Source organism: Pseudomonas sp. MWU347 (assembly GCF_017947305.1).
In the GTDB taxonomy this organism is placed as follows: domain Bacteria; phylum Pseudomonadota; class Gammaproteobacteria; order Pseudomonadales; family Pseudomonadaceae; genus Aquipseudomonas; species Aquipseudomonas putida_A.
This window is the reverse complement of record NZ_JAFGZB010000012.1, coordinates 1-20766: the sequence shown is the minus strand read 5'-3', so window position 1 is coordinate 20766 and position 20766 is coordinate 1. Positions and strand designations below refer to the sequence as shown.

General features: G+C 58.6%; 23 protein-coding genes. 10 read left to right on the top strand and 13 right to left on the bottom strand.

The window, feature by feature from the left end; translation table 11 throughout:
• Positions 1 to 114: 114 nt before the first annotated feature.
• Positions 115 to 1638 carry a nucleobase:cation symporter-2 family protein gene (locus KCG87_RS23505; RefSeq protein ID WP_134786880.1) on the bottom strand — a complete coding sequence of 508 codons (1524 nt, stop codon included), beginning with the start codon at positions 1636 to 1638 and terminating at the stop codon, positions 115 to 117.
• Positions 1639 to 1891: 253 nt separating this feature from the next.
• Between KCG87_RS23505 and KCG87_RS23500 the strand changes: the two genes are divergently transcribed.
• Positions 1892 to 2176 carry a BrnT family toxin gene (locus tag KCG87_RS23500; protein WP_210559001.1) on the top strand — a complete coding sequence of 95 codons (285 nt, stop codon included), beginning with the start codon at positions 1892 to 1894 and terminating at the stop codon, positions 2174 to 2176.
• Between the two features lie 3 nt (positions 2177 to 2179).
• Positions 2180 to 2512 (top strand): BrnA antitoxin family protein, encoded by a 333-nt coding sequence (locus KCG87_RS23495; RefSeq protein ID WP_115989355.1) that lies wholly within the window; start codon positions 2180 to 2182, stop codon positions 2510 to 2512.
• Between the two features lie 2 nt (positions 2513 to 2514).
• Here KCG87_RS23495 and KCG87_RS23490 read toward each other — a convergent pair whose 3' ends face one another.
• Complete coding sequence (locus KCG87_RS23490; RefSeq protein ID WP_098964667.1) at positions 2515 to 3342, bottom strand: arylamine N-acetyltransferase; 828 nt, start codon at positions 3340 to 3342, stop codon at positions 2515 to 2517.
• Between the two features lie 100 nt (positions 3343 to 3442).
• Positions 3443 to 4237, bottom strand: a complete 795-nt coding sequence (locus tag KCG87_RS23485) for an exodeoxyribonuclease III (RefSeq protein ID WP_134786881.1) — start codon at positions 4235 to 4237, stop codon at positions 3443 to 3445.
• A 127-nt stretch (positions 4238 to 4364) separates the two neighbouring features.
• Between KCG87_RS23485 and KCG87_RS23480 the strand changes: the two genes are divergently transcribed.
• Together KCG87_RS23480 and KCG87_RS23475 are read left to right on the top strand one after the other, a co-directional pair.
• Entirely contained in the window at positions 4365 to 4949 is a 585-nt protein-coding gene (locus KCG87_RS23480; protein WP_134786882.1) for a GNAT family protein, read from the top strand.
• Positions 4950 to 5039: 90 nt separating this feature from the next.
• Positions 5040 to 5339, top strand: coding sequence for a hypothetical protein (locus KCG87_RS23475; RefSeq protein ID WP_098964672.1), 300 nt, complete (start codon positions 5040 to 5042; stop codon positions 5337 to 5339).
• Positions 5340 to 5431: 92 nt separating this feature from the next.
• Here KCG87_RS23475 and KCG87_RS23470 read toward each other — a convergent pair whose 3' ends face one another.
• The 5 genes from KCG87_RS23470 to KCG87_RS23450 all read right to left on the bottom strand — a co-directional run bounded on the left by KCG87_RS23470 (position 5432) and on the right by KCG87_RS23450 (position 9788).
• Positions 5432 to 7000, bottom strand: a complete 1569-nt coding sequence (locus tag KCG87_RS23470) for a sensor domain-containing diguanylate cyclase (protein WP_210559002.1) — start codon at positions 6998 to 7000, stop codon at positions 5432 to 5434.
• A gap of 236 nt (positions 7001 to 7236) precedes the next feature.
• Complete coding sequence (locus KCG87_RS23465; RefSeq protein WP_097088632.1) at positions 7237 to 7761, bottom strand: hypothetical protein; 525 nt, start codon at positions 7759 to 7761, stop codon at positions 7237 to 7239.
• Positions 7758 to 8486 carry an alpha/beta hydrolase gene (locus tag KCG87_RS23460; RefSeq protein ID WP_098964675.1) on the bottom strand — a complete coding sequence of 243 codons (729 nt, stop codon included), beginning with the start codon at positions 8484 to 8486 and terminating at the stop codon, positions 7758 to 7760. The genes KCG87_RS23465 and KCG87_RS23460 overlap by 4 nt, the downstream gene beginning before the upstream one ends.
• Positions 8487 to 8489: 3 nt before the next feature.
• Positions 8490 to 8987: a PAAR domain-containing protein gene (locus KCG87_RS23455; protein ID WP_098964676.1), complete on the bottom strand. Its 498-nt coding sequence runs from the start codon at positions 8985 to 8987 to the stop codon at positions 8490 to 8492.
• Positions 8988 to 9122: 135 nt separating this feature from the next.
• Complete coding sequence (locus tag KCG87_RS23450) at positions 9123 to 9788, bottom strand: ribonuclease T2 (protein ID WP_027611510.1); 666 nt, start codon at positions 9786 to 9788, stop codon at positions 9123 to 9125.
• A gap of 165 nt (positions 9789 to 9953) precedes the next feature.
• Between KCG87_RS23450 and KCG87_RS23445 the strand changes: the two genes are divergently transcribed.
• Together KCG87_RS23445 and KCG87_RS23440 are read left to right on the top strand one after the other, a co-directional pair.
• Complete coding sequence (locus KCG87_RS23445; RefSeq protein ID WP_098964677.1) at positions 9954 to 10424, top strand: hypothetical protein; 471 nt, start codon at positions 9954 to 9956, stop codon at positions 10422 to 10424.
• 76 nt (positions 10425 to 10500) lie between these two features.
• Complete coding sequence (locus KCG87_RS23440) at positions 10501 to 11286, top strand: transporter substrate-binding domain-containing protein (protein WP_098964678.1); 786 nt, start codon at positions 10501 to 10503, stop codon at positions 11284 to 11286.
• 138 nt (positions 11287 to 11424) lie between these two features.
• Here KCG87_RS23440 and KCG87_RS23435 read toward each other — a convergent pair whose 3' ends face one another.
• Together KCG87_RS23435 and KCG87_RS23430 are read right to left on the bottom strand one after the other, a co-directional pair.
• Entirely contained in the window at positions 11425 to 11640 is a 216-nt protein-coding gene (locus tag KCG87_RS23435) for a hypothetical protein (RefSeq protein ID WP_098968434.1), read from the bottom strand.
• Positions 11641 to 11820: 180 nt separating this feature from the next.
• Complete coding sequence (locus tag KCG87_RS23430) at positions 11821 to 12321, bottom strand: Lrp/AsnC family transcriptional regulator (protein WP_027611502.1); 501 nt, start codon at positions 12319 to 12321, stop codon at positions 11821 to 11823.
• Positions 12322 to 12440: 119 nt separating this feature from the next.
• On the opposite strand from KCG87_RS23430, the gene KCG87_RS23425 reads away from it, so the two are divergent.
• The 3 genes from KCG87_RS23425 to KCG87_RS23415 all read left to right on the top strand — a co-directional run bounded on the left by KCG87_RS23425 (position 12441) and on the right by KCG87_RS23415 (position 16138).
• On the top strand, positions 12441 to 13475 hold the full coding sequence (locus KCG87_RS23425) for a histone deacetylase family protein (RefSeq protein ID WP_098964679.1): 1035 nt from the start codon (positions 12441 to 12443) through the stop codon (positions 13473 to 13475).
• 49 nt (positions 13476 to 13524) lie between these two features.
• On the top strand, positions 13525 to 14577 hold the full coding sequence (locus KCG87_RS23420) for an ornithine cyclodeaminase (RefSeq protein ID WP_210559003.1): 1053 nt from the start codon (positions 13525 to 13527) through the stop codon (positions 14575 to 14577).
• Between the two features lie 145 nt (positions 14578 to 14722).
• Positions 14723 to 16138 carry an amino acid permease gene (locus KCG87_RS23415; RefSeq protein WP_210559004.1) on the top strand — a complete coding sequence of 472 codons (1416 nt, stop codon included), beginning with the start codon at positions 14723 to 14725 and terminating at the stop codon, positions 16136 to 16138.
• 59 nt (positions 16139 to 16197) lie between these two features.
• On the opposite strand, the gene KCG87_RS23410 is transcribed toward KCG87_RS23415, so the two are convergent.
• The 3 genes from KCG87_RS23410 to KCG87_RS23400 form a co-directional block, all read right to left on the bottom strand.
• Positions 16198 to 16905, bottom strand: a complete 708-nt coding sequence (locus KCG87_RS23410) for an EAL domain-containing protein (RefSeq protein WP_245223393.1) — start codon at positions 16903 to 16905, stop codon at positions 16198 to 16200.
• A 208-nt stretch (positions 16906 to 17113) separates the two neighbouring features.
• Positions 17114 to 19048 (bottom strand): methyl-accepting chemotaxis protein, encoded by a 1935-nt coding sequence (locus KCG87_RS23405; RefSeq protein WP_210559005.1) that lies wholly within the window; start codon positions 19046 to 19048, stop codon positions 17114 to 17116.
• 447 nt (positions 19049 to 19495) lie between these two features.
• Complete coding sequence (locus KCG87_RS23400; protein ID WP_103520375.1) at positions 19496 to 19858, bottom strand: DUF6124 family protein; 363 nt, start codon at positions 19856 to 19858, stop codon at positions 19496 to 19498.
• A 468-nt stretch (positions 19859 to 20326) separates the two neighbouring features.
• Here KCG87_RS23400 and KCG87_RS23395 point away from each other — a divergent pair, with 468 nt between their 5' ends.
• Positions 20327 to 20689 carry a hypothetical protein gene (locus KCG87_RS23395; RefSeq protein ID WP_246881825.1) on the top strand — a complete coding sequence of 121 codons (363 nt, stop codon included), beginning with the start codon at positions 20327 to 20329 and terminating at the stop codon, positions 20687 to 20689.
• The last annotated feature ends 77 nt before the right edge of the window (positions 20690 to 20766 follow it).

Sequence of the window (20766 nt, the reverse complement as noted above, 5' to 3'; positions counted from 1 at the left end):
GTGCTCATCATCGATCACCCAACATCGCCCATCGGGGTGAGCATATTCATCATCAACCAAACGAAAAGGCCGATCTGTCTCACAACAGATCGGCCTTTTTCATGCCGTCAGCGCTCAGACATGCTCGCCACTCTTCGCCTGCACCTTCGGCGCGCCATGCCCATGATCGTGTTCATCAGGCTCGATCACCGGCACTTCCTTGCCATCGCAATCGTGCAGCTTGCCGTCGCTGAAGTAATCGCCTTCACGCAGCGCCGCCAGGTCGCGATAACGCAGGGTGCGCTCTTCCGCTGCGGCAAACACCGACTGTTGGTCAGAGTTGCCGGCGGTAAAGTGGTTGAAGGTCAGGTTCAGCACGATCGCCATGATCGCCGAGGAGCTGATGCCCGAATGGAAAATGGTCGCGAACCAGCTCGGGAAATGATCGTAGAAGTTCGGCGCGGCAATCGGGATCATGCCGAAGCCAATCGAGGTGGCGACGATGATCAGGTTGACGTTGTTGCGGTAATCGACCTTCGACAACGTGCGAATCCCGCTCGCCGCCACCGTCCCGAACAGCACGATACCGGCGCCGCCCAGCACCGAAGTCGGCACCGCCGCGATCACCCGGCCCATGAACGGTAGCAGCCCGAGAATCACCAGGAAGATGCCCCCGGTAGCCACCACATAACGGCTCTTGATCCCGGTCACCGCCACCAGCCCGACGTTCTGCGCGAAGGCGCTCTGGGTGAACGAACCGAAGATCGGCGCAAACATGCTCGACAGCATGTCCGCGCGCAGACCGTTGCCCAGGCGCTTGGAGTCGACCTTGGTGCCGATGATCTCACCGACCGCCAGAATGTCCGCCGAGGTTTCCACCAGGGTCACCATGACCACGATGCACATCGACAGGATCGCGGCGAAGTGGAAAGTCGGCATGCCAAAGTGGAACGGCGTCGGGAAGCCGAACATCGGCCCTTGGGTGACACCGGAGAAATCCGCCATGCCGAGAAATACCGCCAGCACCGTGCCGATCACCATGGCCAACAGGATCGACAGACGCGAGATGGTCGAGCTGCCGACTTTGCTCAGCAGCAACACCAGCACCAGCGTCACCGCCGCCAGACCGATGTTCTGCATGCTGCCGAAGTCCGGCGCGTGGCTGTTGCCCCCCATGGCCCAGCGCGCAGCCACCGGCATCAGCGTCAGGCCGATGGTGGTGATCACGATGCCGGTTACCAGCGGTGGGAAAAACTTGGTGATTCGCGAGAACACCGGGGTGATCAGCAAGCCGATCAACGACGCAGCAATCACCGCGCCCAGCACAGACTGGAAGCCGCCCTCCCCGCCACTGCTGACGATCGCGACCATGGTCGCCACACCGGAGAACGACACGCCCTGCACCAGCGGCAACTGACAGCCAAAAAACGGTAGACCCAGGGTTTGCAGCAGTGTCGCCAGCCCCCCCGCAAACAATGAAGCAGCAATCAACAAACCAATGTCCGCCGGCGACAGCCCGGCCGCCTGGCCGATGATCAGCGGCACCGCAACGATACCGCCGTACATGGTCAGAACATGTTGCAGGCCGTAAGCCATATTCGCGCCGACCCCGAGATTTTCGTCCTCGGGCCGTTGGTGTGAAACATGGGGCGTTTTCATGTGGGGGGTTCCCTGGTTTTTGTTATGCGCACACTGTATTCAATACTCGGGACAAATGTCCATAGAGTTGTATACAACTTGCCAGTCACATAATGGATAGGTAGCCACCCAAGCTTCTATCTCGCCACCTCCATCTCCCACAAATCCGGCAACACATCCCCTCCTGCCCCCGGTTTTTATCGCACTAGGCTGAAGTGTTCATGGCGACCAGCGGTGCACCGGCGCTCTTTTTTATACATATAAAGTATGCATAATGAAGTCATTCGAAACTCAGTACGACAAAAGCAAGAACGCAGCCAACAAACTCAAGCACAGGGGCGTCAGCCTTGCCGAGACCGAGCCGGTCTTTCACGACGAACGCGCGCTGACGATCGAGGACAACGACCATGACGAACAGCGCTGGATCACCCTCGGTCTCGATGGCAAAGGACGTTTGCTGGTGGTTGCGTACAGTTATCGCGAAGCCAACGTCGTACGAATCATTTCTGCACGTGTCGCCACACCGAGCGAGCGTTGCGCTTATTTTCAGGAGGCTTGAACGATGAAAGACGAATACGACTTCTCGCAGGGCAAACGGGGAGCCTTGGCGCCCACCAAGGGCAAGACCCGCATCACCATCATGCTCGATGACGCCGTCATCGAAGCCGCCCGCAGCGTGGCGGAAAACGAAGGCTTCGGTTATCAGACGGTGATCAACAACACTCTGCGCCATACCCTGCTGGAGGCTGGCAGCAAAACGCAGGACGTCGAGCCGCACCACTCCGGGCAATTCAAGAAAGGCATCACCGCCGCCGACCTCAAGAGTCTGGAAAAAAAGCTGTCGGCGGCGGTCGGGGAAATCCGCCGGGTACTGGAACCGGAGGCCAAGCCCTGAGATCAGGCCGGTACAAGCATCCGCGCCAGCGACTGGCGCACATGCGGCTGGTCAGGCACGCGCAGGCCGAATTCCTGCTCCAGCACTTCAAGCAGTTCATCGACATCCGCCACCTCGCGCCGCTCGCTGTCGGCGCCCATGTGATGAATCGCGAAGCTGCCGTTGTTCAGGGTCCGCCGCCAACCATCGCCGGTGCGCGCAACCATCAACCGCTGAGCAAACGGTGACTCGGGATGGGTCGAGACGTACCAGTTGCCGAGCGTGTAATCGATGTCTTCCTGGCGTTGCAGATCAAACAGGTACATCGCGCGCCATTCGCCGGCGACATTGGCGCGCAGCATGTAACCATCGGCCTGTTTCTCGATGCGATAGGACTCGTGCGGCGTCGCCTGTTCAGCCTCGGTATCGAGCAGCAGCGGCGCGGTCGGCACCATACCGCCAAAGCCGACGTCGGTGATGTAGCGCTCGCCATCGATGATTACCAGGCTCAAGCGGTGGGTACGCGCCGTCCACGTGCCTTCGGGTTGCGCCAGCACCACACGCCCGGAGATGCCACGGGCGTCGAAGCCCAGCTCCAGCAATAACGCCAGAAACAGATTGTTCAGTTCGTAGCAGTAACCACCCCGGCCACCGTGGAGAACCTTTTGTTCGACCGAGGCCAGATCGATCAGCACCGGCGCGCCAGTGATCGTCGACAGGTTCTCGAAGGGAAAGACGCCGGTGTGGCGCAACTGCAACTGCCGCAGGGTTGTCAGTGTGGGGGGCGGTGGGATGTCGAACCCCAGGTGTTGCAGGTACAACGTCGGATTCGCCAGACGTGGCTCGCTCATTGCTCAGTCCTTTTGCATGTGGCCGCGGATCGTTGCGCCGCTGGCCGACATGTATACGGGATCGCCCCCGGACTCCGACAATTGATTTCGCCAATCAGCGCTACCGACGCTTGCGCGAACCGATGCGAATCCAGGTCGGCGCATGGTCGCTGGCGTGCGGTTCGTTGCGCACCCAGGCGTCGACGCCGGCCTCGTGCAGATACGGGCTGAGTGCCGGGTTGAGCAGCAGATGATCGATGCGCAGACCGGAGTTGGTTTGCCAATGCTGGCGAAAATAATCCCAGAAGGTGTAGAGGCGATCGTCGGGATACAGATGGCGCAGCGAATCAGTCCAGCCCTGATCGAGCAGTCGTTGATAACACTCGCGGCTTTCGGGTTGCAGCAGCGCATCCTTGAGCCAGGAACGGGTGTTGTAGATGTCCATGTCAGTGGGCACCACGTTGTAATCGCCAGCCAGCACCACCGGATGATCACTGCTTTGCAAATCCTTGGCGTAGCGGATCAAGCGTTCGAACCAGGCCAGTTTGTAGTCGAACTTCGGCCCGGGCTGCGGATTGCCATTGGGCAGGTACAGGCAGCCGACCAACACACCGTGCACCGCCGCCTCCAGATAACGGCTGTGCTTGTCCTCGGGATCGCCCGGCAGACCGCGGCGACTCTCCAGCGGCTGCGCATCGCGAGCGAGAATCGCCACGCCGTTCCACGACGCCTGCCCGTGCCAGATTGCGCCATAGCCGGCGGCTTCCAGTTCGGCGGCGGGGAATGCACTGTCGGCCGACTTGAGTTCCTGCAGACAAGCGATGTCCGGTTGCTCGCGCTTGAGCCACTGCAGCAGGTTCGGCAAGCGTGCGCGCAGGCCGTTGACGTTGAATGTGGCGATCCGCAGGTTTTTCATCGTCCAGGCTCCGGCGAACAAGGTGTGAAATTTGTGACCCTGTGCTAACGGCGGTGGTTGCATCGGATCAACCGGCTGCGGCGTAATAGGCGCTCGTCACTGCCCCGAACTGCCGAGACTCGCCTCCATGCTCACCACGCTGCAAGGCCCGCGCATCCTCCTGCGTCCACTTCAGTACAGCGACACCGACGCCCTGCTCCGCGCTGCCGCCGACGGCGAACTGTGGAACCTCACCGTCACTGTGGTGCCGTCGGCGAGCACCATCGACAGCTATCTGAAAAAAGCCCTCGACGGCCGTGATGCCGGCACGGTCATGCCGTTTGTGATCGTGTTGAAGGATAGCGGCGAAGTGATCGGCTCGACCCGGTTCTGGAAGATCGACCCGCTCAATCGCAAGCTGGAAATCGGCAGCAGCTGGATCTCGGCACGCTGGCAGAAATCCTTCGTCAACACTGAAGCTAAATACCTGATGTTGCGTCACGCTTTCGAGGTGCTCGACTGCGTGCGAGTGCAGTTCACCACCGACGAGAACAACCAGAAGTCGCGCAACGCGATTCTGCGCCTCGGTGCGCAACAGGAAGGCATCGTGCGCCACGAGCGGATCATGCCCGACGGCCGCAAGCGTAACTCGGTGCGTTTCAGCATCATCGATGACGAGTGGCCGCAGGTGCGGCAGGTGCTGGAGCAGAAACTGGCTGAGGATCGAGGCTGAGGCTCGACAACCGCCCGTCAGCCAATCGGCACCAACAGCTGCGGCCGTCAGACCAAAGTCAGGTAACCGAACCTTTTTGGGAGACGTACCATGAAAACGCGCAAACTGACTTCCCTGTTGCTCGCCGGGCTGCTGACCACCGCCTCGGTCGGCGCCTTTGCCGCCAATGACGGGGCGGATGCCTCCGGCACCAAATCCGGTGCTACAAGCGGCACCAACATGCCACCCAACAGCACCCCCGGCGCTCCGAAAAACGGTGACAGTACCGATGGCGCCGGCAAGGGTACCGGCACCAACAGTGGCACCATGGGTTCTGGATCGGGAGCGGGGGGCGGCACCGGTTCGGCCGGCGGCGGAACCGGCGGTGCCGGTGGTGGCACAGGCAGCTGAACGAATAAGCGTGACCGCTGGTGATCCGGCATGAAGGCATGAATCTGTGGCGCTGGAATCTGATTCCGCGCCACAGATCAAGCGCGGAGGCTTTAGCGATCCGACCGCATCAACTCGGCAACCCCCTCCTCCAGCGACAACACCGCCGCGCGATTGCGCCCGGCATTTTTTGCCTGATACAGCGCCGCATCAGCACGCTGGATAAACACTTCGAGGCTGTCATTGCCGCTCGGAATAAATGAGTAGCAACCCAGACTGACCGTCAGGTATCCGGTGGGCGAACCGCTGTGAGTAATGCGTTTATCCATCACACTGCGGCGAATCTGCCCGGCGATCGCCAGTACGCCATTTATGTCGGTGTCCGGCAGCAACACCGCAAACTCCTCGCCACCGTAACGCACCGCCAGATCAGCCTTGCGCTGGCAGCAATTCTTCAACACCTGCGCCACCTGAGTCAGGCAGTGATCCCCTGCCACGTGCCCGTAGGCATCGTTGTAGCGCTTGAAGAAATCGATATCGAGCATGATCAGGCCGACCGGACTCGACTGTCGGGCACCGCGGGCAAACTCAATCTCCAGCGAACGCTCGAACAGGCGCCGATTCGCCAGCCCCGTCAGGCTGTCGTGGGTCGCGATCTGCTCCAGTGTGCGCTGTGCCTTGCGCAGGTTTCTCTCGATTCGCTCGCCGTCACGCACCTGATGAATGAACACCCAGCCGAACAGGCCGACGCCAAGAATCACCAGCGCCACAATCACGCTGGACTGAAAGGCCCGCTCATACCAACCCTTGAGAATCGTGTCGCGCGAAGAGGCGGACGCTACCACCAGCGGGTAAGCCGCCAACTGGCGGTAGCCGTACAAGCGCACCACGCCGTCGACCACCGACTTGATCATCGCAGTGCCGGCCGGGGCTTCGGGCAGCAGCTTCTGGTAGATCCTGCCTTGCGCCAGCGACGAACCGATCAGGCCTTCGTCGAACGGTCGCCGCGCCAGCAACGTGCCGTCCTTGAGTCCGAGAAACATGATGCCGTTGTCATCGAGGCTGAAGCTTTTGAAGAACCGGTCGAAGTACGCCATCTTGATCCCGGCCATCAGCACGCCCTGGAAATTGCCGGCGCGGTCGTTGATGCGTTTCGAGATCGGGATGATCCACTCGCCATTCTCGCGGCTGCGAATCGCCGGGCCGATGTGCGCCACGGTAGAAGCGTTCTGCTGGTGAAACCTGAAGTACTCGCGGTCGGCGACGCCATTGCCACGGGGCAGGTCCGGGAACGAGGTGATCACCCACTGGCCCTCGCGATCGAACAGGAACATGCCGTGCAACTGCTCCAGTTGCTGCACCCGACGCGCGAAGGTTTTTTGCAGACGTGGTCGCTGCGCGGCGCCATAACCATCGTCCTCAACCCAATCGGCAAGACTGGTGAGCACAAGGTCGGCGGCCAGAAACGTGTCTTCCGCCTGCTGCGCCATGGCTCGGGTCAGGTTGGTGGAAGCGATCTGCGCGTTCGCCAGGTCCTGACGCCGTGTCTGCTCCAGTTGCAGATAGAGCAAGCCAGACAGGCACAGACACACCGCAACGATGAACAGCGCTGCCGCCTTGCGCAGTGGCAGGCGTTTAAGCGTGCCGGGAGTCTGATGGGGGTCGTGAATGGGGATTGGCAAAAACGTGTCCTGGGCAGGTACGACAGGGGCCGCAGCCCGAAACCCTTACTTTTCATGAGCGTAGCCCAGCGGGGTGCGCACAGCAAACCCGCCCCGCCAACACACGCCTGCCCCGCTGTATCGGCGCGCAAGGGATTTGGATGACCTCCGCACGTCGATTTATTTTCAGTGGTGGTTTTGCGGGTGATCGCCCTCGCGTATCTGCGCAGGGCGATCGCGTGGGGCACCGATTACGCCTATCGGGGTTTGTTGATTTCGCGCAGCAGATCCGCGACTGGCAGGTTCATGGTGTTTGAGTAGTAGGGTTTATAGCCGTACGCGGTGACGACGACTTTGCAGGGGATTTGTTGTTTGTTCGCGAGGAGTTGATTCAGTTCTGTTACTGAAAGATTTCTCTCAGAACTTCGGTTGCTGGAAGTTTCACTGAGGAATGCGCGAGTAAGGTAGGAAAACTTTCCCTTGTTGTTTTCATTTTTTTCCGATCGTATCAAACCGGATGCGGAGAACTGTATGGCTTTGCCTACTGAGAAATCATGATCATCCGCCAATGCGCAATGAAGCATGCCCGAAATCATCCCAACTCGCTCCCCGCGATCAAAAAGATCCAACACATCAACGTCCGACTGATACCGGATGATGTATAGCAGCGACTTTTCTCTTTCCACAGATTCGAAGTTCAGGTTTGCGGGAGGCTTTGTGTGGTCTTTCGCACAACCTGAGCAAATAGCGAGCAAGCAACAAATGAGCACCCTGTACATCATGGAAAATCCTTCATGATTGAGTCAAAAAGCATATCGGCTGCCGATTTGCTCCCCGCGATACGGGCAGTAAACAACCCCAATGCATTTGCATGATTAGTGTCTATATTGACGTTCAATGAAGGGCCACAGGAGATAAGCCACTTTTCACCAAAATCAGCGACCCCATCTGACGAATCTCTTTTAGTTGGCATCGCTTTGATGTTGATCCAGTCGGCAGCAATTGGATCGGGGCGTTCGCGATAAATATCCGACCCCAACCAGACCAGGGCCCCTTCACCCACGGGATCAAGGGTAATCAGCATCTGAATCCGGTAACCCCATTCCGACATGATCTTTGTCAGATGCGCACCGTTCCACCCACCGAGGCTATGACCCACGATATAGACAGGACAGCTCTTGTAGGGGATCAGACTCAAGACATGTCGCTGAATATCCTGTTTTCCTCTGACTTCGTTATAGCCCAGCCACTCAGACTTATATTTACCCTCCTTTGCCAAGCTTGTCGTGCGCTCATCAAAGTCCTTCCGTGCCTCTTGGATGTTTCCATAAGGCCCCGAAAAATAATAACGTTCCTTATCCCCAGCGCCTCCGACGAAAACAACAATCGCCTTGGTACTCTCCACCGGCACAGGCTTGTCACTGACATCCTTCTTGTCCGTCAGCGCATGTTCCTTGTGCAGCTTGTAATTGTTGCCTTTCGCGCACGTTACTGTTTCAGCGGCCATGCCTCACTCCTCCAAAAACAGCTTGATGGTTTCAGGCAGGTGCGAGCTGACTTCGTGGGTGAACCCGTTAGCGTCAGACACCCCGTGCTCCAGACGCCCGTCTGCGCGCTGGATCACGTAGGGATGATTGGTCATGGGCTCACCGGTCACGTCATTGACCAGTTTCAATTTGTCCGTGAAATGCACCGGCATCGGCAGCAATCCACTGAAAGGTGCCGCTGTTACCGTGTCACCAATGATGACCGTGCCCGACCCGCCAATGACCACATTGCCGTGCCCACCGGTGCTGTCCAGGGTCGCGGCGTTTAAGCCATTGATAAACACCGTCGAGGAAACGCCGCCAGTAATCGGGCTGCCGCACGCTGATTTATCGGTCATTCGGGCAGCCGCCAATCCGTCGAAATTCACATTCGGCGAGCCACTGGCAATCGGATTGGTGCCATGTCCCGGGAGTGGGCAGGCGGTTGGATCGGTGACGCGGGCGGCGGGTTTTCCGCTCATGAACAGCTCCTTGCAGTGTTGCGGGTCATCCTTTTTGGGGGCGCAAGCATGCGTGAATTTTCCGGTTGCTTCAAACCTCCAGGCAAAAAAAGGCGCCCGATCGAGGCGCCTTTTTCATTCGTGCAACCACTCACATCAACGCGACGGCGGCACCCGAATATCCCCCGCCCGGCACTGCGTCTTCACGCCCTTGCCGCACGCGCCGAACTGCAGATCCTTGCCCATGCACACCCGCACTTCCGAAAGCTCCGGGCCGCTGCAGATCACCGCGATGCCATTGGCCGGGATCCCCGGGTTGGCCTTGCGGAACAGGTCGGCGATTTCCTGGGCTTCGAAGTAATACGAGCTGCTGAACGGTTGCAGCTCCTGCGGGATTTTCACCGCGCCAACTGCTTTGTCCGCTTCGTCCAGATAACCCATCGCGCCCAGGCCGCTGCAGGTGCCGTGCTTGGACCATTCGTGGTCAAGCAGTTTCTTGGTCGGGAACAGTGTCAGGCCCTTGGTGGTTTCCGCGGCCGACAACGTGGTCAGCGGTGGGCAGGATTCCGGCCAGCCGCCGTTGGCGTATTGCGGCCACAAGCCGTGCAGCACGAAGCCGTAGCCCTTGCCGGAGCATTGCACGTCATCTTTGTGGGTGAGGCAGAACGTTGGCGACCAGGACAGCGTCAGCAGGTAGTAATCGAACTGCCCCGCTACCGCTTCCGTTTGTACCTTGCTGGCGTTCGACTGACGCGCCGAACTCAGGCCGATGCTACCGGCCGTCAGCGCGATCAGCGCCAGAATTGTAAACAGCTTTTTCATGTACCCGCTCCTTGGGACGCCTGCGTCCGTGGTTTTTGATGCTGACCAGACTTGGCCAGCGCTGATTTCGCCATGCTTGTGTTGCAAGCGCATGACGCAAGGCAACGCCACACCCCGTTGAACGGTCTACGATTAACAGGCAGACATCAAACCAAGGGATCCGAAATGAGTAAAGCAGACGAACTCGCCGCCAAACTCAAGCAAACCCGGCACACCCATGCGGATGCCGCGCTGGAGATCGATTGCTGGCCGGCGCAGGTCTACGATCTGTACCACCGCATCGAGGCCTGGCTGCAGCCAGTCACTGAAGTGGGCCTGAAAATCCGCCGCAATCCAACCCACGTTTGCGAAAGCTCACCGGATGGCGAAAGTCACGATTACGCGATCGACCAACTGGTGATCGAAGCCAATCAACAAACCCTGACATTTGATCCCATCGCCCGGTTTACCGAAGACGGCGCCGGCCGCGTGCAGATCACCCTGCCCGAGCGCAACACCTATCTGTTGCGCACCGTCGATGAACATCACGAAAGCCATTGGTGGCTGCAAACGGTGGAAACCGGGCAAGAACTGGATGCGATTGCGCTGACCGAGAACAATCTGTTGCAGGTGGTGCAGGAAGGGCTCGGCCTCTGACAGCGAACTGACCATAGGGATCAGCGCCTAGAACGTGGTTAACTTCTCGCTCCGATCCCTTTGAAGCCCGACAGACATGCCCATCAATAAAAAACTGCTCTTGCTCGGTTCATTGCTCGCGCTGAATTTAAGCGCTCAGGCCGCCGAGCAACCGTCGCACCTCGACACCATCCAGCAACAAGGCCAGTTGCGCGTCTGCACCACTGGCGACTACAAGCCCTACACCTTCAAACGCAGCGACGGCGACTTCGAGGGTATCGACATCGCCATGGCGCGCTCGCTGGCCGACAGCCTCGGCGTGAAAGTCGAGTGGGTGCAAACCACCTGGAAAACCCTGATGCCGGACATGCAGGCCGGCAAGTGCGACATCGGCATGGGTGGCATTTCGGTGACGCTGGAGCGGCAGAAGAAAGCCTACTTCAGCAACACCCTCGACAGCGACGGCAAGATCCCGCTGGTGCGCTGCGCCGATCAGTCCAAGTACCAGACCGTCGAGCAGATCAACCAGCCCAACGTACGGCTGGTTGAACCGGCAGGCGGCACCAACGAAGCCTTCGTCCACGCCTTCCTGCCCAAGGCGCAACTGGCCCTGCACGACAACGTGACGATCTTCCAGCAACTGCTCGATAACAAGGCCGACGTGATGATCACCGACGCCTCGGAAGCGCTGTATCAGCAGAAACTCAAACCGGGGTTGTGCGCGGTGAATCCGCACCAGTACATGCAGTATGGGGAGAAAGCCTATCTGCTGCCGCGCGATGACATCAGCTGGAAACTGTACGTTGATCAGTGGCTGCATCTGAGCAAAGTCACTGGCAGTTATCAGAAGGTCATTGGTGAGTGGCTGGCGCTGCCGCAGTAATCTTCCAGGCACAAACATTTGTGGCGAGGGAGCTTGCTCCCGCTGGGCTGCGCAGCAGTCCGCTGTTTTAAAAGCGGGGGTTGCTTCGCAACCCATCGGGGATAAATCCCCTCGCCACAGGTTCAGGTTCTATTTCTATCAATCGTTGTGCAACATCCCGGAGCTGTACTGGTTCAAGCTGCTACCAATACTGTTACCGCCGAATTTGAGGGTCGTTGCATTTGTGCGACCCTCCGGCGATTGGCAATCCGAGGAGAAACAACTGGTGGTGGTCAGCCCACCGGAGCCCGAACAGGCACTCAATACCGAGACAGCTGCAGCGATCAACAGCACTTTGACGACATTGGTGCGCATCATACGGCTCCCCTTGGGATGATCTTGTGCAAGCATCGTAGGCCTAAGTCGCGCCCGGCAAGATGAAATTTTGCTGATCGACAGCGCGGGTTCAGAATCCAGGGCTGCGGCAATCGGCTGGTCTGCCGACAACGCCGCAAAAGATTCTGTCACCCCATTGGAAAAACGCCCCCGGCGCGCTCATTCCCTTCCCGGTCTGGGTATCGCAATACGGCTACTGGTCTTGACCTCACGCAACGCCAGGCTGGACTGGATGGACGCAATCCCGACTTGGCGCCTGAGCACCTGCTCGATGAAATCGCTGTAGCTATCCAGATCCTCGGCCAGCACCTGCAACACATAATCGGCATCGCCGGTGATCTTGTGACAGGACAGCACCTGGGGCAGTTGCGCAATCACCGACTCGAAGGCGTCCGGCGCGTGATCGGCGTGGGTGGAAAAACGGATGTGCACGAACGCCATGATGTCCAGCCCGAGCATTCGCCGATCAAGGTTGGCCTGATAGCCCTTGATCACCCCGGCCTCCTCCATTCTTTTGCGCCGCCGCCAGCAAGGCGTAAGGCTCAACGACAGCCGCTCACTGAGTTCAGCGTTGGAAATACTGGCGTCCTCCTGCAACAACTCAAGAATCGCCAGGTCGGTCTCGTCGAGACTGATGCGTTTGGATAATTTTTTCTGCATGACGCCAATCCTGAGTAAGAACGCCCGATTAATTTACTGAATCAAGAAAACAAAGCAAAGAAAGCGCAGGTCAGCCGGAACAGAATATTTGCACTGGCTCACATTAACGGATGCGCAGAATGTTTACAGTTTTCAGTGATTCCCACCGTTTGCACCATGGCACCGAATTGAAGGACGGCGTGCTCAAGCCGTCATTCGAGCAACCGAGTCGGGCCGATACCGTGCACAACCGCGTCAAACAGGTCGGCCTGGGGCAAATCGTCGAACCGCGTGCGTTTGACCGCTCGTGCTACGTCAACGCCCACAGTGAGCGCTACGTCAGTTTTCTGGAAAGTGCCTGGACCGAATGGTGCGCAACCGGACGCACGCACGATGCCTTGCCCCTGGTCTGGCCGGTACGCGATCTGGGCAACGAGCAAGTGCCAACGTTCATCGACGGCAAGCTCGGCTTCTATGCCATGGATGCCGGTTCGCCCATCACCGCCACGACCTGGCAAGCGGTGAAAACCAGCGCGGATATCGCCCTCACCGGACTCGCACTGATCGATGAAGGCCACGACAGCGCCTTTGCCCTGTGCCGCCCGCCCGGCCATCACGCTGCGCGCGAATACATGGGCGGTTATTGCTACCTCAATAACGCCGCGATTGCCGCGCAACAGGCCATCACCCAAGGCGCCAAGCGTGTCGCGGTGCTCGACGTCGACTTCCACCACGGCAACGGCACCCAGAACATTTTCTACCAGCGCAGCGACGTCATGTTCGTCTCGCTGCACGGTGAACCTGCGGTGTCCTACCCGTACTTTTCAGGTTACAGCCACGAAGTCGGCGCGGGTGTCGGCGAGGGTTACAACCTCAACTACCCGCTGCCGAAAAACACCACGTGGGAGAGCTACCGCAACGCCCTGCTCCACGCCTGCAAAAAACTCCAGCAGTTCTCACCTGAGGTGCTGGTGATTTCCCTCGGTGTCGACACGTTCAAGGACGACCCCATCAGCCACTTCCTGCTGGAAAGCGAGGACTTCATCGGCATCGGAACGCTGATCGCCAGTGTCGGTAGCCCCACCCTGTTCGTGATGGAGGGCGGCTACATGGTCGATGAAATCGGCATCAATGCGGTGAACGTGCTGCATGGTTTCGAGAGTAAACGCAGCTGAACCATCCCCGCTCTGCGGCCTTTGAATGACTGAATCGGAGAACAACAACATGACGCTTTTTATTGATGTCGATGATGCTGCACGCCTGTTCACCCAGGTCGGCATCCGCCGGGCCATCCGCGACATGGCGAGCTACATCGAAGCGGACTACGCACGCTGGGCACAATTTGATAAATCGCCGCGCACGGCCAACCACTCGGCAGACGGCGTGATCGAGCTGATGCCCACCGACGATGGCCAGCAGTACTCGTTCAAATACGTCAACGGCCATCCGGACAACGGTCAGCAGAATTTACTGACGGTCATGGCCTTCGGGCTGCTGGCCGATGTGCAGAGTGGCTATCCGACCCTGCTCAGCGAACTGACATTGACCACCGCCGTGCGCACCGCTGCCACCTCGGCACTGGTTGCGCAGTCGCTGGCTCGCCCGGGTGCGACCTCGATGGCGATCATCGGCAACGGTGCGCAGAGTGAGTTTCAGGCGCTCGCCTTTCATGAAATGTTGGGCATCAGCGAAATCCGCATCTTCGATATTGATCGCGACGCTTCGCTCAAGTTGAAGCACAACCTGGCGGCGTTTCCGCAGATCGAAGTGATTCTGGCCGACTCGGCAAAGGACGCGGTCAAGGGTGCGCATATCGTCACCACGGTCACCGCCGACAAAGCCTACGCAACGATTCTCACGCCCGAAATGATCGAACCCGGCATGCATATCAATGCGGTCGGCGGCGACTGCCCGGGTAAAACCGAACTGCACGCCGACATCCTGCGCAACGCCCGGGTCATCGTCGAATTCGAGCCGCAAACACGCATTGAAGGCGACATTCAGCAATTGGAGGCCGACTCTCCAGTGGTCGAGTTTTTCCGGATTGTGCAGGGCGAAGTTCGCGGCCGCGAGAGCGATACGCAGGTGACGGTCTTTGATTCGGTGGGCTTTGCTCTGGAAGATTTTTCGTCACTGCGCTACCTCAACGACCTGGCTCAGCAACAGCAAATCGGCCAGCGCATCCACCTGGTACCGACGCCGGCCAACATCAAAAATCTCTTCCAGTTGCTGGAGCCGCAACCGGCAACAGCCTCACGTCTGCGCACTGTCAGTTAATCAGCAAGGACCGCCCCCACGCGATTTTGCGAGGGGGCCATTCACTCTCCAGGCATCGCTGTGATTAGCCGCTGCCTCTCTAACAAGAACGCTCGACACCTACTTTCTGCCAAAACTCAAAAACATAAAATCAAGAGGTTTTGCAATGAAATCGAATCCTTCCGGGCTGCTTGAACAGCCCGCGCTGCAGCGCACGCTCAGCAATCGTCACATCCAGTTAATGGCCATGGGCGGTGCCATCGGTACGGGACTGTTCATGGGCTCCGGGAAGATCATCGCCCTCTCCGGGACGTCGATCATCCTCATCTACATGATCATCGGCCTGTTCGTTTTTTTCGTCATGCGCGCCATGGGCGAAATGCTCCTGTCCAACCTGAACTTCAAAACCTTTGCCGATTTTGCCGGCGCCTACCTCGGCCCGCGCGCGGCGTTTTTTCTCGGCTGGTCGTATTGGTTGAGCTGGAGCGTGGCGGTGATCGGCGATGCCGTTGTGGTCGGCGGATTCTTCCAGTACTGGTTCCCCGAGGTACCGGCGTGGATACCCGCCGTCGGCATGCTGGCGACGTTGTTTGCGCTGAACGTGCTGACGGTCAGGCTGTTCGGTGAGGTGGAGTTCTGGTTTGCGATCATCAAAATCATTGCCGTCGTGACCTTGATCGGCGTCAGCACCGTGCTGATTGCCACGTCCTTCGTGTCCCCGAGTGGCGTCACCGCATCCCTGAGTCACCTGGTGGATAAACAGGCGGCCTTCCCTAACGGCTTGTTCGGCTTCTTCGCCGGATTTCAGATGGCAATTTTCTCCTTCGCCGGCACCGAGTTGATCGGCACCGCCGCCGCTGAAACCCGATCTCCAGAGAAGACCTTGCCCAAGGCCATCAACTCGATTCCGCTGCGGATCATCCTGTTCTACGTGCTGGCACTGACTTGCATTATTGCCGTGACCTCGTGGCAGCAGGTGTCTCCGGTCAAGAGCCCCTTTGTCGAACTGTTTCTCGTGGCTGGGTTTCCCGCGGCCGCCGGTATCGTCAACTTCGTGGTCCTGACATCGGCGGCATCATCGGCCAACAGTGGCGTGTTTTCATCGAGCCGCATGCTGTTCGGCCTGGCCAACCAGCAAAACGCTCCGGGCATCTTCCGGCGACTGTCAGGTAACAGCGTGCCGCTGCTGAGTCTGGCGTTCACCACACTGCTGATGCTGATTGGGGTGCTAGTGCTGTTCATCGTGCCGGAAGTGATGACCGCCTTCACCATCGTCTCCACCGTGTCGGCGATTCTGGTGATTTTCACCTGGTCGACCATCCTCGCGTCGTACATTGCCTATCGCAAAAAACGCCCGGACCTGCATGCGAAGTCGGCTTACAAGATGCCCGGCGGCGTACCGATGGCCTGGTTTTCCCTGGCATTTCTAGGCTTTGTGCTGTGTCTGCTGGCATTGCGACCTGACACGCGGATCGCCTTGATGGTCATGCCGGGTTGGTTCGTTTGGTTGGCGATTGCTTACCAGTTGACCTGCTCAAGGCAGACGAAATCGGCAGTTGAGTCGGCGAGCCAGTTTGGCTGAATCTGCACGCCTGAGCCGTCACCTCAACGTGATGGCTCAGGCTCAAAGACCAGCCGCCGTCAAATCGGCTGCCACGCCTCCACCGGAATCTGCGCCATCGCCTCAAACGCCGGTTTGGCGAACCAGAATCCCTGCATCAGATAAATCCCGCAATCAGCGAGAAAATCCCGCTCCTCGGGGTGCTCGATGCCCTCGGCAATCACCTCGACGCCCAACTCGGCACACATGCCCACCACGCCACGCACAATCGCCTGGCGTACGCGGTCGCGATGGATATCGCGAATCAGCGCCATGTCCAGTTTGATCAGATCCGGCTGAAAGTCCGCCAGCAGATTCAACCCGGAATACCCCGCACCGAAGTCATCAATGGCGGTCTTGAACCCGAACTCGCGGTACTCGCGCAAGATGTTCATCAAGTGCTTGTTGCTTTCGACGTGCTCGCCTTCGACCGCTTCGAAGATCAACCGCTCAAGCGGAAACGCATGCGCGCGCGCCGCCTCCAGCGTGCTGCGAATGCACAGGTCCGGACGATAAACGGCGTTCGGCAGGAAGTTGATCGAAAGAAACCCGGTGAGCCCCAACTGCGCGGCCGTGGAGATTGCCCGCACGCGGCACAGTTGATCGAAGCGATAGCGGTTCTGGTCATCGACCTGCTGCAGAACCGACAGTGCACCTTCGCCCTGCACGCCCCGGACCAGCGCCTCGTGGGCGAAGGTCGATTGATCACGCACATCGACAATCGGCTGGAACGCGAAGGAGAACGCCATATCGGCCTCGCCTTTTTGCCGGCATCCTTGGCACCCCCCGCTGGGCTGGGGGAAAATTGGTGTATTGGTCATGACGCCCCCTGAGAGCGGGTTGCAACCATCCATGGCCCAGAAAAAAATCACTGCACGGACCGGGTGGCGCCGCTTGGCGGCCCCCGCTTATACAGGCTGACCGGTCAATTCCGGCCAAGTTCATTGCGAAATGCCATCAGGTGCGGAAATGCGCCGTCATGCGTTGCAGGTCCTGCCCCAGCGACGCCAGTTCAATGGTCGCGGCAGCGCTTTCTTCGCTGGCGACGGCCGACTGATCGGCCACATCGCGCACACTGACGATGCTGCGATTGATCTCATCGGCCACCGCACTTTGCTGCTCCGCGGCGGCGGAAATCTGCAGGCTCATTTGCTGGATCGTGCCGATCGAATGGTTGATCTCGGTGATCGCCTGCTCGGCCTTCTGCGCCAGCACCACGGTGTCCAGGGTGCGCTCGCGGCTGGAGGTCATCAGTGTAGATGCCGCTTGCGTGCCCTGTTGCAAAGTGACAATCAGCGCTTCAATTTCCTTGGTCGAATCCTGCGTGCGCTGCGCCAGCGAGCGCACTTCATCGGCAACCACCGCGAAACCACGGCCCTGCTCCCCCGCCCGCGCCGCTTCAATCGCCGCGTTCAGCGCCAGCAAATTGGTCTGCTCGGCGACTGCCTTGATCACATCGATGACCTTGCCGATCTGCTCACTGTCCTGGGACAGCACGTTCATCGCTGCGCCCAACTCTTCGATCGCCACCGACAATTCACTGATCTGCACGGTCGCCTGCTTGACCACCGCACTGCCGTGACGCGCCTGCTGATCGGCCAGGGTCGCAGCGGCGGATGCGTCCGTGGTGTTGCGCGCCACCTCCTGCACCGTCGAGGCCATTTCGTGCATCGCCGTGGCGACCTGATCCACCTCGACTTTCTGCTGGCGCACACCGGCGCTGGTCTGCTCGCTCATCGCCGATAGCTTCTCCGCCGACGTCGAAATATGCGTCACGCCGTTACCGATCCCCTGCACCAGCGTGTTCAGGCTTTGCGCCATGTCCTGCATCGCATTTTGCAGATCGCCCAACTCATCCTTGCGGCTGGATTTGGCTTGCACCGTCAGATCGCCCTTGGCAATCCGTCGCGCCAGTTCCACCGTCAGCGCCAGCGGCCCGGTGATCTGCCGCGAGATCAGCACTGAAGCAAACAGACCAACCACCAGCGCCAGCACCGTCAGCACTGCAATCTGGATAAAGGCACGCTGTTGATCGTCCCGCGCCAGACGTTGCTGAGTGTCCATCAGGCCGGTCATGATGCTGTCCATCGCCTGGCTCTGCTGATCCACCTGCTGACGCAGGCTCTGCTTCTGCTCGAACAGCGCGGCGACCTCGACCAGCACCTCGCGATAACGGCGCATGCCGGCCTGCGCCTCTTCAAGCTGACTCGACAGGGCCGCCGGCAAACCGCTGCGCGCCTTGCTCATGTCGGCCAGAAACGCATCAGTGGTGTCCAGCAGCACCTTCTTGTTGGCCTCGCTCGGCACCGCGATATAACGCCGCAACATCAGCCGAAACATCGTCATGCCATTGCGCAGATCCGCCACCGTGCGCAAGTCCGCCACACGCGCGCTGTCGGCAGATGCCAATGCGCTGGCCGTGGTGCTCTCGAACATGCTGTTGAAGGTCTCGGCGTACTTGTCCGACATCGCGCCCAACGGTTTCAGCGCATCGCTGGTCGCCTTGTCCGCCTCGACCAAACGCTTGACCTGCTGATCGTAAGCCAGCGTGGTGTCCTGCAAACGCTTCAAGGCCTGCTGGTTTTCCGCCCGCGTCAGGGTCTGCAACGCCTTGGCGATCAGCCCTTGCAACACCGTCAGCTGCGACTGATAAGCCTCGGCATAAGCGACATCCGCCGCCGCTTCGTACTGCTTCTCCGACAGCCGCATATCCTGCGTCGCATCGTTGAGCGTGCCGATCAGACGCGTGGTGTCCAAACGATCAACCAGCACATTGCTGCTGCTATAGCCAATGAAGGCCACCGCCCCCACCGCCAGCAAAAGAACGCCAAACCCGGCCCCCAACTTTCGGGAAACCTTGATGTTGCCCAGGAAATTCGATGCTTCTGCCATGTTCAGCCTCTAACGCCCTGACACGACTCAGCGTCAGGCACAAAAAGTAGATCTCTGATAACCGGAGTTACCGCTCATATTCGGGGTCGTCGTCCTGGGCGAAATACGGGCAGTTTCCACTGACCCGGCTGCAACAACCTGACGCGAAAAGCCGTACCGACGGCCCACGCACCAGCGGACAAATCCAGGACTCACACTGGATTTATCGTTTCAGCAAAGGTGTTGGAACGGATGCTATAAATTTTGGGAAAAGTTGTACAACTTTATATTTTTGTATAATCGTTGAACTTTTTTGAGCGCGTGATGACGCATTGCCATCATTTTTTGTGGCACATCGCTATTGCTGCGAAAACAGGCTGAAACACGCCATTTTGGCCGGTTGTTTTGCGCATCGACAGAACGCCCTCCGCGACCACGACCTCGCCGCTCGCCACGGAGGGCAGCGCTCTACGCCTTGAGCTCGACGTTATCCAACGCCTGATTCACCGCCAACTCCCCCAACATCACCACCTGCGCAATGCCCAGCAGCGTCTTGCGGTGCGAGACATCCAGCAACGCGGCGAAATCGTTGAGCATGGTCGTGGCGGAACCCAGGGATTCACTGGCGTTGGCGAGCAGGGATTCGGTGTCGTAGGCCGGGTTGGCAAGGAACATTGGTTTGGATTGGTCACCGCTGGCCATGATCTGGCTGGCCGGGGTGAGGTAGTGATCGAGGGCGCGCTCGGCGGCTTCGTGGAGTTTGCGGGAATCGAGGGATTCGTAGGGGGATGCGGGGTTGGATTCGGGTGGATTCGGTGTTGGTTTGAACATGGTGTAACTCCTGACGGATAAACGAAAAGGAGCCATCACTCTCGCTACCAAACGAAGGGTGGAGGCCATACGCAGGTTGGTAGACCGGTCGTCAGGAACCCCGGCGCATCCGAAGACGCCCCGCGCATGACCACCATAAAACGAAGACGAGAAACGCCCTCGCAAGACAGTAGTCTTGTGCTTCTGACGGAAGCGGGCTACCAAACCCGATCACTGGTTTTCAGTGACGTAGGGACGATAGAACCCGCGAGCTAGACGCACAAGCCGGCGGATTCTGTCTTAGGTGTAGGGGGTGGCGCAAGGTGGTGTAGGGCTAAGGTAGTGCAGATAACCACACTTTAAACAGGACGCATCTAAACCGTTTAAATTGAGGGCGTTGTCCCAAAGCATGGTTCCAGGCAAGTCTGATAAAGTCGGCACCGGTTCATTTGTTGACAGGTCTGGATGAAGAGCTGGAGTTTTTTTGACATGGAACGTTCGATGACGAATAAGGAACTCGCCTACGTCTATTGGGCGCTGTCTGACGCTTTTGTTGATACAGAAGTTGATTACGAAGCTATTGCGCGTCAGACGGAAGATTACGATCCTGACGAAATTAAGAGGATTCTCTATCATGAGGTAGCACCTGTCTGTCATACGAACCTTGAGACGGTGATTCCAATGATATGGTCAGCATTCAATTTAGAAAACTTGAAAACTGACATAAATGAAATGCTGAAGGCAAGAGAGAAAAGCAACTTCCGTCGACAGCGGGACAAATTACTAATACGCTGGCTTGAATTCAGATATGGCTACATCTGGAAGGAAATCCAAAAACACTATCAAAAATAAATCCGCGCACAAAAAAATGAAGCCAGTACACCTATTTCCCTGCAACGAGTTAAAGGAGTAAGAAATGGCCCACAGAA

Coding starts and splice junctions, on each gene's coding strand:
- KCG87_RS23505 (WP_134786880.1), bottom strand. CDS start 1,638: ATGAAAACGCCCCATGTTTCACACCAACGGCCCGAGGACGAAAATCTC.
- KCG87_RS23500 (WP_210559001.1), top strand. CDS start 1,892: ATGAAGTCATTCGAAACTCAGTACGACAAAAGCAAGAACGCAGCCAAC.
- KCG87_RS23495 (WP_115989355.1), top strand. CDS start 2,180: ATGAAAGACGAATACGACTTCTCGCAGGGCAAACGGGGAGCCTTGGCG.
- KCG87_RS23490 (WP_098964667.1), bottom strand. CDS start 3,342: ATGAGCGAGCCACGTCTGGCGAATCCGACGTTGTACCTGCAACACCTG.
- KCG87_RS23485 (WP_134786881.1), bottom strand. CDS start 4,237: ATGAAAAACCTGCGGATCGCCACATTCAACGTCAACGGCCTGCGCGCA.
- KCG87_RS23480 (WP_134786882.1), top strand. CDS start 4,365: ATGCTCACCACGCTGCAAGGCCCGCGCATCCTCCTGCGTCCACTTCAG.
- KCG87_RS23475 (WP_098964672.1), top strand. CDS start 5,040: ATGAAAACGCGCAAACTGACTTCCCTGTTGCTCGCCGGGCTGCTGACC.
- KCG87_RS23465 (WP_097088632.1), bottom strand. CDS start 7,761: ATGATGTACAGGGTGCTCATTTGTTGCTTGCTCGCTATTTGCTCAGGT.
- KCG87_RS23460 (WP_098964675.1), bottom strand. CDS start 8,486: ATGGCCGCTGAAACAGTAACGTGCGCGAAAGGCAACAATTACAAGCTG.
- KCG87_RS23455 (WP_098964676.1), bottom strand. CDS start 8,987: ATGAGCGGAAAACCCGCCGCCCGCGTCACCGATCCAACCGCCTGCCCA.
- KCG87_RS23450 (WP_027611510.1), bottom strand. CDS start 9,788: ATGAAAAAGCTGTTTACAATTCTGGCGCTGATCGCGCTGACGGCCGGT.
- KCG87_RS23445 (WP_098964677.1), top strand. CDS start 9,954: ATGAGTAAAGCAGACGAACTCGCCGCCAAACTCAAGCAAACCCGGCAC.
- KCG87_RS23440 (WP_098964678.1), top strand. CDS start 10,501: ATGCCCATCAATAAAAAACTGCTCTTGCTCGGTTCATTGCTCGCGCTG.
- KCG87_RS23435 (WP_098968434.1), bottom strand. CDS start 11,640: ATGCGCACCAATGTCGTCAAAGTGCTGTTGATCGCTGCAGCTGTCTCG.
- KCG87_RS23430 (WP_027611502.1), bottom strand. CDS start 12,321: ATGCAGAAAAAATTATCCAAACGCATCAGTCTCGACGAGACCGACCTG.
- KCG87_RS23425 (WP_098964679.1), top strand. CDS start 12,441: ATGTTTACAGTTTTCAGTGATTCCCACCGTTTGCACCATGGCACCGAA.
- KCG87_RS23420 (WP_210559003.1), top strand. CDS start 13,525: ATGACGCTTTTTATTGATGTCGATGATGCTGCACGCCTGTTCACCCAG.
- KCG87_RS23415 (WP_210559004.1), top strand. CDS start 14,723: ATGAAATCGAATCCTTCCGGGCTGCTTGAACAGCCCGCGCTGCAGCGC.
- KCG87_RS23410 (WP_245223393.1), bottom strand. CDS start 16,905: ATGGCGTTCTCCTTCGCGTTCCAGCCGATTGTCGATGTGCGTGATCAA.
- KCG87_RS23405 (WP_210559005.1), bottom strand. CDS start 19,048: ATGGCAGAAGCATCGAATTTCCTGGGCAACATCAAGGTTTCCCGAAAG.
- KCG87_RS23400 (WP_103520375.1), bottom strand. CDS start 19,858: ATGTTCAAACCAACACCGAATCCACCCGAATCCAACCCCGCATCCCCC.
- KCG87_RS23395 (WP_246881825.1), top strand. CDS start 20,327: ATGGAACGTTCGATGACGAATAAGGAACTCGCCTACGTCTATTGGGCG.